The sequence below is a fragment of the Streptomyces sp. genome (genome assembly GCF_036524955.1).
Lineage (GTDB): Bacteria > Actinomycetota > Actinomycetes > Streptomycetales > Streptomycetaceae > Actinacidiphila.
Map to the genome: position 1 here is coordinate 1 of NZ_DATDBG010000126.1, position 10,774 is coordinate 10,774.

The 10,774-nt window shown below is 72.5% G+C and carries 11 protein-coding genes, 1 other RNA gene and 1 pseudogene; 5 read left to right on the plus strand and 8 right to left on the minus strand.

Translation table 11 applies throughout. From position 1 onward, the window contains the following. Positions 1–396: 396 nt before the first annotated feature. Both VIW71_RS10685 and VIW71_RS10690 read right to left on the minus strand, forming a co-directional pair. Entirely contained in the window at positions 397–1,266 is an 870-nt protein-coding gene (locus VIW71_RS10685) for a LysR family transcriptional regulator (RefSeq protein WP_331621852.1), read from the minus strand. Between the two features lie 37 nt (positions 1,267–1,303). Beyond that, the gene (locus tag VIW71_RS10690) at positions 1,304–1,738 is read right to left on the minus strand and encodes a hypothetical protein (RefSeq protein WP_331621853.1); all 435 of its coding nucleotides are present in this window, start codon (positions 1,736–1,738) and stop codon (positions 1,304–1,306) included. Here VIW71_RS10690 and VIW71_RS10695 point away from each other — a divergent pair. Together VIW71_RS10695 and VIW71_RS10700 are read left to right on the plus strand one after the other, a co-directional pair. Then, entirely contained in the window at positions 1,731–2,396 is a 666-nt protein-coding gene (locus tag VIW71_RS10695) for a PucR family transcriptional regulator (protein ID WP_331621854.1), read from the plus strand. The genes VIW71_RS10690 and VIW71_RS10695 overlap by 8 nt on opposite strands. 271 nt (positions 2,397–2,667) lie before the next feature. Beyond that, positions 2,668–3,183 carry a response regulator transcription factor gene (locus VIW71_RS10700; protein WP_331621855.1) on the plus strand — a complete coding sequence of 172 codons (516 nt, stop codon included), beginning with the start codon at positions 2,668–2,670 and terminating at the stop codon, positions 3,181–3,183. A 687-nt stretch (positions 3,184–3,870) separates the two neighbouring features. On the opposite strand, the gene rnpB is transcribed toward VIW71_RS10700, so the two are convergent. Further along, positions 3,871–4,277: RNase P RNA component class A (gene rnpB, locus VIW71_RS10705), an RNA gene on the minus strand. 194 nt (positions 4,278–4,471) lie between these two features. Between rnpB and yaaA the strand changes: the two genes are divergently transcribed. Next, positions 4,472–5,254 carry a peroxide stress protein YaaA gene (gene yaaA, locus VIW71_RS10710; RefSeq protein WP_331621861.1) on the plus strand — a complete coding sequence of 261 codons (783 nt, stop codon included), beginning with the start codon at positions 4,472–4,474 and terminating at the stop codon, positions 5,252–5,254. A 109-nt stretch (positions 5,255–5,363) separates the two neighbouring features. Here the strand turns inward: yaaA and VIW71_RS10715 are convergent. The 3 genes and pseudogenes from VIW71_RS10715 to VIW71_RS10725 form a co-directional block, all read right to left on the minus strand. Then, positions 5,364–5,990: pseudogene (locus VIW71_RS10715) on the minus strand (histidine phosphatase family protein); the annotation flags it as partial. A gap of 79 nt (positions 5,991–6,069) precedes the next feature. Further along, positions 6,070–6,813 carry a zinc ribbon domain-containing protein gene (locus VIW71_RS10720; RefSeq protein ID WP_331621862.1) on the minus strand — a complete coding sequence of 248 codons (744 nt, stop codon included), beginning with the start codon at positions 6,811–6,813 and terminating at the stop codon, positions 6,070–6,072. Beyond that, positions 6,810–7,748 carry a Nif3-like dinuclear metal center hexameric protein gene (locus VIW71_RS10725; RefSeq protein WP_331621856.1) on the minus strand — a complete coding sequence of 313 codons (939 nt, stop codon included), beginning with the start codon at positions 7,746–7,748 and terminating at the stop codon, positions 6,810–6,812. The genes VIW71_RS10720 and VIW71_RS10725 overlap by 4 nt, the downstream gene beginning before the upstream one ends. Before the next feature lie 452 nt (positions 7,749–8,200). Here VIW71_RS10725 and VIW71_RS10730 point away from each other — a divergent pair, with 452 nt between their 5' ends. Next, on the plus strand, positions 8,201–9,466 hold the full coding sequence (locus tag VIW71_RS10730; protein WP_331621857.1) for a hypothetical protein: 1,266 nt from the start codon (positions 8,201–8,203) through the stop codon (positions 9,464–9,466). 263 nt (positions 9,467–9,729) lie between these two features. After that, positions 9,730–9,861, plus strand: coding sequence for a hypothetical protein (locus VIW71_RS10735; protein ID WP_331621858.1), 132 nt, complete (start codon positions 9,730–9,732; stop codon positions 9,859–9,861). 221 nt (positions 9,862–10,082) lie between these two features. Here VIW71_RS10735 and VIW71_RS10740 read toward each other — a convergent pair whose 3' ends face one another. Together VIW71_RS10740 and VIW71_RS10745 are read right to left on the minus strand one after the other, a co-directional pair. Further along, positions 10,083–10,556: an ATP-binding protein gene (locus tag VIW71_RS10740; RefSeq protein ID WP_331621859.1), complete on the minus strand. Its 474-nt coding sequence runs from the start codon at positions 10,554–10,556 to the stop codon at positions 10,083–10,085. After that, positions 10,546–10,774, minus strand: a 229-nt coding sequence (locus VIW71_RS10745; RefSeq protein WP_331621860.1) for a hypothetical protein, incomplete at its 5' end; no start/stop codon positions are given. The genes VIW71_RS10745 and VIW71_RS10740, both read right to left, overlap by 11 nt.

The following is a 10,774-nucleotide window of genomic DNA, read 5'->3' on the forward strand; positions in this document are numbered from 1 at the left end:
TTCCACCCCGGTGCTGCATCCAACCAGTTGAGGGGCTCCAACGCCCCGCCATTGCAGCGGAGTTCCGAGCAACCGCACCTCGCCGCCAGGCACCGGAACCCAATTGCGGGAGGCCCGGGCACCGCGTCCGCCCTGACCGCGTCAAGCGCGGTCGCGGTCACCGGGACGGCCGGGTCGGCGCGGCCGCGCGGTCCTTCAACGGTGAGCCGCACGGCGCCGGTGCCGGAGGCGAGCGCGGCGGTCCGGAACCCTTCTGCCGGTCGGCTCACAGGCTTCGCGGACAACACTACGAACGGAGAGCACGCGCCCTCAGCAGTCGTCGGCGGAGCAGGACCGATCAGACCCCGCGCAGTGTCCTTCCATGCTCGGCACGAGCGCGCGGTTCCCGCCGGGTCGTCAGTCCGTGGCGGGACCGAGCATGCGGCGGGAGATCTCGGCGAACCGGTGGAGCTCTGGCATGGTCCGGTGCTTGCTGTAGGCGAGGGCGACCATCCGGGGAGCCACGTCTTCCAGCGTCAGGTAGGAGACGTCGTCCCGGCGGTAGAAGCCGGCCATACCGGCCGGCATGACGTAGCACCCCGCCCCCGAGGCGACGGCCTCCAGGCATTCCTCGATCGTCACCGGGAAGCGGCCGGAGTCCGCATCCGGGGCCACCGAGACGCGGCCACGCCACTCCGGGACGTCCCCAAGGTCCTGCAGAAGGGCCAGGTCGCGCAGGTCGTGGAGAGTCACGGCCTTCTGCTCCGCAAGGGGGTGCCTGCTCGACAGCGCCGCCACACGCGGCTCAGGAAAGAGCGGTATGACCTCGAACATCCCACCGGGCAGCGGCATCCGCACGAAGCACACGTCGACCCGCCCGTCCAGCAGGTAGTCGACCTGGTCGGTGATCGAGGTGTGCAGGACCTCGACCCGCACGTCCGGCGCCGTCCGGGAGAATTCCCGCAGGATGGGAGTGACGGTGACGCCAGGCATGAAGCCGACAGTGAAGTTGTTCTCCTCGCGGCCCGCGGCACGTACACGCTGCTGCACCGCCAGCGATGTGGCCAGCATCGGCCGCGCGTCCTCCAGGAACTGGCGCCCTGCCCGGGTCAGCAGGGTTCCTTGCCGGTCGCGGAGGAACAGGGCCACGCCGAGGTCTTCCTCCAGCGCCCGGATCTGACGGCTGAGGGCCGGCTGGGTCATGTACAGACGGCTGGCCGCCCGGACGAAGCTGCACTCCTCGGCGACGGCCACGAAGTAGCGCACCCTTCGCATGTCGAGGTCCATGACGCCCATCGTAGCCGCCTTCCCTTACCACTCATGCTCATGCGGCATGAGCATGCACGCGATCGGCATTGGCCACGGGACCACGCACCGTTCCACCATGGTCCGACCGGCCACGTCGCCAGAATAGCTTCACGCTCCAGGCCACGACCGCATCGGCGTTTCGCCGGGGACCGCCGGGGATCGAGGAGAGATGAACCACTACGGCCTTGTCGTGCTGGGAGCGGGCAGCGGGAACATGCTGCTGGGCCCGGAACTGGCGCACCTGAGCACCGCCATCGTGGAACCCGGTCGGTTCGGCGGAACATGCCTCAATCGCGGATGCATTCCGTCGAAAATGTTCGTCGCCGCCGACGCCGCCGTAGGCGCCGCCAAGTCGGCGAAGCGGCTGGGCATCCACGCCACGGTCGACCACGTCGGCTGGAAGGCCATACGCGACGTACCCTTCGTGGTGCTGCTCAGCAGTGTTGACCACTGCCGACCTGACCGAACTGACGGTCCGCCTCCGTGCCGCCGGCGCACTCGCCTTCGTCGAAGGCGTCCGAGTCACGGGGCTCACCGGCCCTGGATTCGACTGGTCCCCGCTCCTGACCGACCGTCAGCTACTTCTGGCACAGGGCATCGAGACCGAAGGGGCCCGCGTTGCGGCAGTGGTCCAGGATCTCCGCCTGCTGGCCACTCCGGCCTCGTGGTCAGGGCAGCGCGGACGAGTCCGGATCGAGGACTTCCTGCCACGGCTGCTTCTGGCCAACTCCCCCGAAATCGCCGACTCCGTGGCCCGGCGGGTATTCGGCCGGCTGGAAGACGGCGAGAACGGCGAGCTGGCGACGACCCTGAGCAGCCTGGCGATCAATGGCTTCGACAACGCGTCGACCAGCGCCGCCCTCCATGTGCACCGCAACACCCTCCTGTACCGGACCAAGCAGATCGAGAGGCTCACCGGCCTCAACCTCCGGAAGGACGGCGACCGCGGGCTGGTCTGGCTCGCGGTGATGTGGGCGCAGGGATCTCCCCGGCACGGCGGCCCGCTCCCCTCCGAACGTTGTGGTCGGAGATTGCATCAAACCCCGGTGACGAGCAGTCGGGCACGTTCAGGAATCAGGACAGACGACAATGAGCAGCCATACAGGTGAGGTTCGGGCGGCGGAGTTCGTATCAGTGCCCCGCCGGAGTTCAGCGGACCGGCACAGCCCGCCCGGCCCAGTGGCCGCGGACACGTCCGCTGCAGGCGCCGGCGCGGCGAACTCGCGGGAAGCAGGCGGGGCGGCGCTTCGGCTGTGCACCGACTCCGGCCAGGAGAAGACCACACACGCCGTCACAGTGGCGGTGCACGCCGCGGATCCCCTGACGCGCGTCGGTCTGCTTGCGTCCCTGGGCGGTGCACCGGAACTGACCCACACCACGGTGGCACAGGCCGATGTCGTGGTGGTCGCGGTCCAGACCGCCGACAACACGGCGATGGACCTGTTGCGGAGCCTGCCCGTGCTGCCCCAGGCGCGATTCGTGCTGGTGGTCAGCGGCGGCTGGTACGCCGATCTGACGGTCATGGCCGAGCGAGGTGTGCGGGCGGTGGTCTGGCGTGCGGAGGCGCACCGGCAGACGCTCGTACGGGCCGTGCTCGCGGTGGGTGCGGGCGAGGCGGATCTGCCACTCGCGGTGCAGGGCGAACTGCTCGACCAGGCCAATCGCCTCCAGCGCAACGTGCTCATGCCCAGGGGACTCACCGCGTCCGGTCTGACCACACGCGAAATCGACGTCCTCCGACTGGCCGCCCAGGGCCTGGAACTGGCCGAGATAGCCGAGGCGATGTGCTACTCCGAACGCAACATCAAGAAGATCCTCTACGGCCTCATCAACCGCCTGGGACTGCGCAACCGCGTCCATGCCGTCTCCTATGCCATTCGCAACGGACTCATATGAACCGGCCCGGTGCCCGACAGACCCCGCATCTCAGGGGTACGAAGGGGACGGTCCTGCGGCCCTTCCGTGCCCGCTGACCACGGAGAACGCGTGGGCACAGTGCTCGGGCACCATAAGGTGATCGCATCGGCCGCGAGCGGGACTTCCCCCCGCCTGGCTGCGGCCGCCCGCGACCGGGCCGGTCCATTCGAAACTCCCCCGCTCGCTCGAGGCCGGCCCGGTCGTCTCCGAGAACGCGGGGACGCTCGAGCACCTACCCGAGAACGCCGCCGAGGCTCTCAGCGACGACGCACCCGCGGTCGACGCAACCGGAACAGCGACGACGGGGGTCGGCGCCGAAGCAGTCCCGACCATCCCCGGGATGAACGACGCGGCAGAGAGTGCCGAACCGGGGGTGACGGGCCAGGACGCAACGGCGGCGAACGCCGGGGCATGAGTCGCAGCCATACCTCGACCGAGGCTCGATGTCTGCGGCCCGGGGCACCCTGGCACGCGATGTGCCAGGAGCCCGAGGCCGCGGCTGACCGCCGCGGCCCACACCGCGGCAGTCCTCGTGACACGGCTCCATCGCGGTGCGAGGGCGAGCCGACCAGTGAAACGGCCGACCTGCTCGAATGGCCCCCGATTGGACCCCGCTGGTGCGGGCCGGCATGGACACCACTCCGACCAGGGCCGGAGCGGTGGCGGCAGACGAGTCGGGCTGTACGCCGGGTTCTGTGCGGCCGGGACCTCGCGGTCGCCGGTGCGACGGTCATCCATCTAGGACTGCCGTTGCCGACAGCCTCGTGCGGTCTACCCGCGGACTCGGGCGGGCCGCCCTCGAACGTCCGCGCGGGGCCGTATCGCTACGACGCCCTCTTGACCTTGCTCCAGGTGGGGTTTACCGAGCTGCCCAGGTCACCCTGGGCACTGGTGGTCTCTTACACCACCGTTTCACCCTTACCGAGCGCCTTGCGGCCCCCGGCGGTCTGTTTTCTGTGGCACTGTCCCGCGGGTCACCCCGGGTGGGCGTTACCCACCACCCTGCCCTGTGGAGCCCGGACGTTCCTCGGCGGATCACCGGAGTGATCCGACGCGACCGTCCGCCCGGCTCGTCTGCCGTGTGATCCATCGTAGTGGTTCCCGCCGCACGCCGCCGCACCCGGCCGCGCGGCCGTACGGCGAGGGCGCGCGGCGGCCGTACGGCGAGGGCGCGCGGCGGGCGTACGACGAGGGCCTGGGTAGGCTGCTGCGGGATTGGCAGATCCGCGCGCGGGGTGCGGAGCGCCGCCCGTACGAGGGAGATGCCGTGCTCGTCCTGTTGCCGCCGTCCGAGGGGAAGGCCACCGCGGTCCGCGGGCGGCCCCTCGCGCTCGACGGGCTGTCGCTGCCCGGCCTGACCGGCGCGCGGGCCGCCGTACTGGACGAACTGGTCGAGCTGTGCGCCTCCGACGAGGACAAGGCCGCCGAGGTGCTCGGTCTCAGCCCCGGGCTGCGCGGCGAAGTCGCCAAGAACGCGGCCCTGCGGACGGCCGCCACCCTCCCCGCGTCCCGCCTCTACACCGGCGTCCTCTACGACGCCCTGGACCTCGCCACGCTCAGCCCCTCGGCGCGGCGCCGGGCCCAGCAGTCCGTGCTGGTCTTCTCCGGGTTGTGGGGCGCGGTACGGCTGGGCGACCGCATCCCGCCGTACCGCTGTTCCATGGCCGTACGGCTGCCGGGCGCGGGCGGCCTCGCCGCGTACTGGAAGCCCTTCATGGACGCGGTCCTCCCGGAGGCGGCCGGCACCGGCCTCGTCCTGGACCTGCGCTCCTCCGCGTACGCGAGCGCCTGGAAGCCCCGCCCCGACCTGGCCCGCCGCACCGCCACGGTCCGGGTCCTGCACGTCACCACGGTGAACGGCACCGAAAAAAGGACCGTCGTCAGCCACTTCAACAAGGCCACGAAGGGCCGTCTGCTGCGCGCCCTCCTCGAATCGTCTGCCCGCCCCAAGACCCCCGCGGCCCTGGCGTCCACCCTCCGCGACCTGGGCTTCGCCGTGGAGGAGGACGCGGGCGGCCGGCTCGACGTACTGGTGCGCGACATCCACTGACGCGCTGCGCGATGCGTCAGCGCCCCGGGGGAAACCGGCCGCGCGGGACCCGGCGGCGTCGCGCGGTGGTGGAGGGCGGGACGCTCGTTGCATGACGGAAACCTTCGGCTCACCGCAGGTGCCCCGTGTCGTTGAGGTAGGCGAGGGACGCGTTGCCGTCGGGGTAGAGAGAGATCTCGGAGAGGGAGGCCGGGGAGAGGCCGAAGCGGAAGAGGGAGGCGGACGGGGCGGCGAGGGCGAGGCGGACCAGGGTTTTGATCGGGGTGACGTGGCTGACGAGGAGGACCGTTCGGCCGGGGTGGCGGGAGAGCAGGTCCTGCTGGGCGCGGGTCACCCGGAGGGTCACGTCGTCGAAGCTCTCCCCGCCCGGGGGCGCCGCCGAGGCGGTGGCGAGCCAGGCGTCCAGTTCGGCGGGAAAGCGTTCCCGTGCCTCGGCGAAGGTGAGCCCCTCCCAGGCACCGAAGTCCGTTTCCCGCAGGCCGGGTTCGGGCTCGACATCCAGGCCGAGCCGCGCGGCCACCACCGAGGCCGTCTCCCGGCACCGTGCCAGCGGCGAGGCCACCACGGCCTGTACGGTGCCGCGTACGGCCAGCGCCGCCGCGGCCCGCTCGGCCTGCCACCGCCCCTGCTCCGAGAGCCCCGGGTCGGTCCCCCCGCTTCCGGAGAACCGTTTCGCCGCAGTCAGCGCCGTCTCCCCGTGCCGCAGCAGCACGAACGTCACCGCCGCCCCCATGTCCACGAACCCGTCGCCCGAACCCGTCACCGGCCGCCCCACCCCGATCCGCCGACGCCCCGCCCGCCTCGCACCGGACGTCCTACAGTCCCGACGCCCCCGTCCGCACCAGGATCCGCCGGCAGTTCTCGCACCGCACCACCGCGTTCGCCGGTGCCGCCCGCACCTCGTTCAGCTCGGTGATGTTCAGTTCGAGGCGGCACCCCTCGCAGCGCTTCTGGTAGAGCCGCGCCGCGCCGATCCCGCCCTGCTGCGCGCGCAGCTTGTCGTACAGCTTGATCAGATCGTCGGGCACACCCGCCGCCAGCACCTCCCGGTCCTTGGCGACCGTGAAGCCCTCCGCGTCGATGTCCTCCAGCGCCGCGGACTTCCGCGACTCCGCCTCACTGACCTTGGCCTGGACGGACTCGACCCGCTCGGCGAGCTCGGCGGCGCGCTCCTGCGCGACCTCGCGGCGCTCCATGACTTCCAGGACGACGTCCTCGAGGTCGGACTGCCGCTTGGCGAGGGAGGCGAGTTCGCGCTGGAGGTTCTCCAGGTCCTTCGGTGAGGTGACGGCACCGGAGTCCATCCGCTGCTGGTCGCGTACGGCGCGCTGCCGTACCTGTTCGACGTCCTGCTCGGCCTTGGTCTGCTCGCGGGCGGTGTCGCTCTCCTCGGTCCGCGCGGCGACCAGCAGGTCGCGCAGTTGGGCGAGGTCGGCGCCGAGCCGTTCCAGCTCGGCGTGCTCGGGCAGGTTCCGACGCTTGTGGTCGAGCTGCGCGATACGCGAGTCGAGGGCCTGGACTTCGAGAAGGCGGATCTGGTCGGCGGGCTCGGCGTTCAGCGGGGGGCTCCTGGAGAGGAAGAGGCGCGCGAAGCGCGCGTCGGAGGGGTGGTGGCGGGCGACGGGTGGGCGGAAGCGGCGGGAGGGAGGTCGGAGGGAGAGGAGGACGGCGCGTGCGCGGTCCACGGATCGGTGACCGTACGGGACACGTGGGTGCGCAGCGCCCAGCCGTGCCGGTCGGAGATCTCGTCGAGCTGGCCCGCGGCCTGCTCGCACCAGGGCCATTCGGTGGCCCAGTGCGCGGCGTCCACGAGCACGGGCGCGCCCGCCTGCCGGGCCTCGGACGCGGGGTGGTGGCGCAGGTCGGCGGTGAGGTAGACGTCGGCGCCGGCCGCCCGGACCTGCTCGAAGAGGCTGTCGCCCGAGCCGCCGCAGACCGCGATCGTACGGACCTGGGTCTCGGGGTCCCCGGCGACCCGCAGGCCGGTCGCGGTACGCGGCAGCCCGTGCGCGGCGCGGGCCGCGAACGCGGCGAGCGAGACCGGCGCGTCCAGCTCGCACAGCCGGCCCAGGCCACGGCGCCCCGCGGGGTCGGTCGGATCGGGTACGAGGGGGCCAGTGACCCGAAGGTCCACGGCGGCGGCGAGCGCGTCGGACACGCCGGGGTCGGCGCGGTCGGCGTTGGTGTGCGCGACATGGAGTGCGACGCCGTTGCGGATCAGGGTGTGCACGACGCGGCCCTTGAAGCCGGCCGGACCGACCGGCGCGACCGTCGTCGTGCCGCGCAGGTAGAGCGGGTGGTGCGTGACCAGCAGGTCCGCACCGATCCGTATCGCCTCGTCGGCGACCTCGGCCACCGGGTCCACGGCGAACAGCACCCGCGTCACCTCGGCCTCCGGATCCCCGCACACCAGCCCCACGGCATCCCACGGCTCCGCCAGCGCGGGGGGCCAGAGAGCGTCGAGAGCGGCGATGACGTCGGACACAGTGGGCACGACAGGAAGATTACCCGGCCCGCCGGTCCCTCCGGGGCCCCCGCCGACCCCGGTGGTGGCCCCGCCCCGCGCCGGACCGGCCCACGAACCCTGGCAGGGGCCTGACCCGCAGGGGCCGGGGCGGCGACCGGCACAAGTGCCGGGGCGAGGAGGGCGGGCCGTGGTGCAGCCGCCCCCGCCGGGCGGTGGCGGTCAGAGCCGTGGCGGGTCGGGAGGCCGGCCGCGGGCGGTCGGGGCCCCGAGGAGACCGGTGGGCCGGCCCGCAGGGGCCGGGGCGGCGGGAAGGGGGTTCGTAGGGCCCCGGGCGCGCGCGGGAGCACAGGCCGTGGGCATTGGAGGGCGATTCGCCGGAAGGGACACCCTTACGGGTGAACCGCCCTCGCCTGCGATGATCGTCCGGAAGTGCGAAAACTACGGTCGTGCGCCGGAGGTGGACGACTCAGATGACCGTCATGACCGTCACGAGCACCGAATTACCGTTATTCCCCTTCGCCGGGCGCATGCGGCGCCGCGCGGGGTTCACGATCGCGGCGGACGGCTCGTACGCGGCCTGTCTGGCGGAGGGCGGCCCGGCGGGGGAGGCCGCGACCGGGCCGGGCGGCGGGCCGTGGTTCGTGGAGCGGTGGACGCTCGGCGGACCGGAGCCGTACGCGGTGGGGTTGCCGGGCACGCGGCCGGAGGAGCCCGGGACGCGGGTGGTGCCGATGCCCGACGGACGGGTCCTGGTCGGGCGGCGGGTGGGCGACCGGCACGACCTGGTGCTGCTCTACCCGACGGGCCCCGGTACCGGTGAGGTGCCGGTCTGCTCGCTGCCCGGCGCCGATGTGCGGCTGCTGCCGCCCGCGCCCGCGCCCGGTGCCGCGTACGCCCTCGCGTACGGCGGGGGCACCACAGCGGTGTGGCAGATACAGGGCACGTCCGCGCGGTGCCTGACGACCGTCGAGGGACGCTGCACCGGCGGCGTCTGGCTGGACCGCACCGGCCGGCACCTCGCACTCGACCGCGAACTCGACGGCCTGACCAAAGCGGTCGCCGTCGATCTGCACACCGGCACCGTCAGCCCGCTGCTCCACCTCACCGACGACAGCGACGACCGCCTGCTGCTCGCCGAACCCGGCAGCGGCCTGCTGCTGCTCCGCAGCGACGCGGCCGGCGAGGCGCGCCTGGGCTGGGGCGTACTGGGCAGCCGCCGTCCCGTACGGTTCCCCGACGCGTTACGCCTGAACGGCGCCCTCCTCACGCCGGTCGCCGCCCAGCCCGGCCACATCCTCACCCCGGAGACCTGCGTGGTGGCCCTGCGCGCGGAAGCCCCGGGCGGCGCGGAGTCCCTCGCGCTGTGGCGTCCGGGCGAACGCCGCCTGCACTGGCGCGCCTCGCCCCCCGGCTGGCTCGGCGCGACGGGCCTGTGGCTGCCGGGCGCGCCGCTGCGCCTGCCGTACGCGGTGCTCGACTGGCCGTGCGGCCTGATGCCGTACGACGTCCCGGGCGCGGTGACGCGGCCGGGTGCGGTGGCGGGGGCGGCCCCCGGTACGAGCCCGCCGGCGGTTGCGGGCGCGGGCCCGGCCGTATTCACGGGCACGGGCCCGGCCGCGGAACCGCGGCCCCGAACGCGCCGCCGGATCGCCGGCGGACCGCACCCCGTACAGTCCGCAGCCGCCCGCCCGCCGGCCGTGCTGCCGCTGCAACAAGCGCCTCTCGCAGCGGTGCGGGCGGGGTGAGCCGCGTGGCCGGAATCCCTTCGCCCGCTGGGCGTCCGGGGCCGGGGAGACGCCGGGGGGACCCGATCTCCGGGGCTTCGGCGCCGTCGGTAGACTCGCCCGAAGTCGCGCGCGCGATTATCCCATGCGACTGGCGTCAAGCGCCGTGCCCACCGCACGGGTTCACCCTTTTCGCGCGCTTCCGGCGCAAGCCGGCTCCCCGTCGTTCATGGGAGACAACGGGGAAGCCGGGGACACACGCGATCAGGGGGAGAGCAGAGCAGATGTCCGAAGCGAACACGCCGCCCGAGCACACGGCCAGGGACGCGGCGGGCCGCCACCGCGGTCAGGCCTCGCACGACGAGGCCGAGAAGGCCCCGCCGCACGGCAAGCACCGCCGCCCCTCCGAGGGCTGAAGGTTCCACCCGGCGTCACTGGCGATCTTTTCGAGGTTGGGTCGGGGTGGCGGAACGCCACCCCGATTCAATCTCTCCCATGAGCTGCTCGGAGATGCCCACCTCTCGGGGCCAGTGCCTGTTCGGTGGGCGCGGCTTTCTCCCGTGCCCAGGTGATCGCCGCCGGTTCGTGGTTGAGGATGCGGGACGCCTCCACTCGGTGGGTGGCACCGGGGTCGGCCCTATGGCCGGCAGGACACGGGAACTTCGTCCCGCTTGGCAAGCGCCAGCTCGACCCACACCACCTTGCCGCCGCCCTCTTGCAGGTCGACGTCCCACCTACGGCAGAGCGCTTGCACAAGCAGGAGTCCACGGCCGTTCTCGGCGTCGTCGGTTGCCACACGCGGGGTGGGCTGTTCGTGGTTGCTGTCCTGGACGGCGATCCGTATGGCCTGCTCGTAGGACTGGAGCTCAATGCCGACCATGGGCATGTCGCGGAGGTCGGTGCTGTGCGGGTTGTCCTGCTTGGTGGCGGCCTTCACGGCGTTGGTGACGAGCTCGCTCACGATGAGCTCCGCTGTGTCGATGTCCTCGTCGTAGCCCCAGGTCCGCATGGTGTGCCGGACGAAGGAGCGGGCTGCGGCCGGCGTGGTGGTTACGGCCCCGAACGCGGTGCGTGCGATGCGCGGTTGGGTGATGGTCGGCTCAGAGCGCATCGTGGGCCGCCGCCTCGCTGGTCACCGTCACGGCGGCCTTGCTGGCGAGCCACACCGTGCCTTGGATCTTCTCGGCGAGCTCTTCGCGCATGAAGGCCGCGATCTCGGCGTCGTGGTGGAAGTGGCCGGGGCTGGGGACCACGACGTTCGTGACACCTTCCTTGCAGCCGAGGATGAGCCCGGCCCAGGTAGCCACACGCTCACTCGGCTGCCGCTCG

Bases quoted from the DNA above. Each gene is read 5' to 3' on its own strand.
- VIW71_RS10685 (WP_331621852.1), bottom strand. From the start codon at position 1,266: ATGGACCTCGACATGCGAAGGGTGCGCTACTTCGTGGCCGTCGCCGAG.
- VIW71_RS10730 (WP_331621857.1), top strand. From the start codon at position 8,201: ATGACCGTCACGAGCACCGAATTACCGTTATTCCCCTTCGCCGGGCGC.
- VIW71_RS10735 (WP_331621858.1), top strand. From the start codon at position 9,730: ATGTCCGAAGCGAACACGCCGCCCGAGCACACGGCCAGGGACGCGGCG.
- VIW71_RS10740 (WP_331621859.1), bottom strand. From the start codon at position 10,556: ATGCGCTCTGAGCCGACCATCACCCAACCGCGCATCGCACGCACCGCG.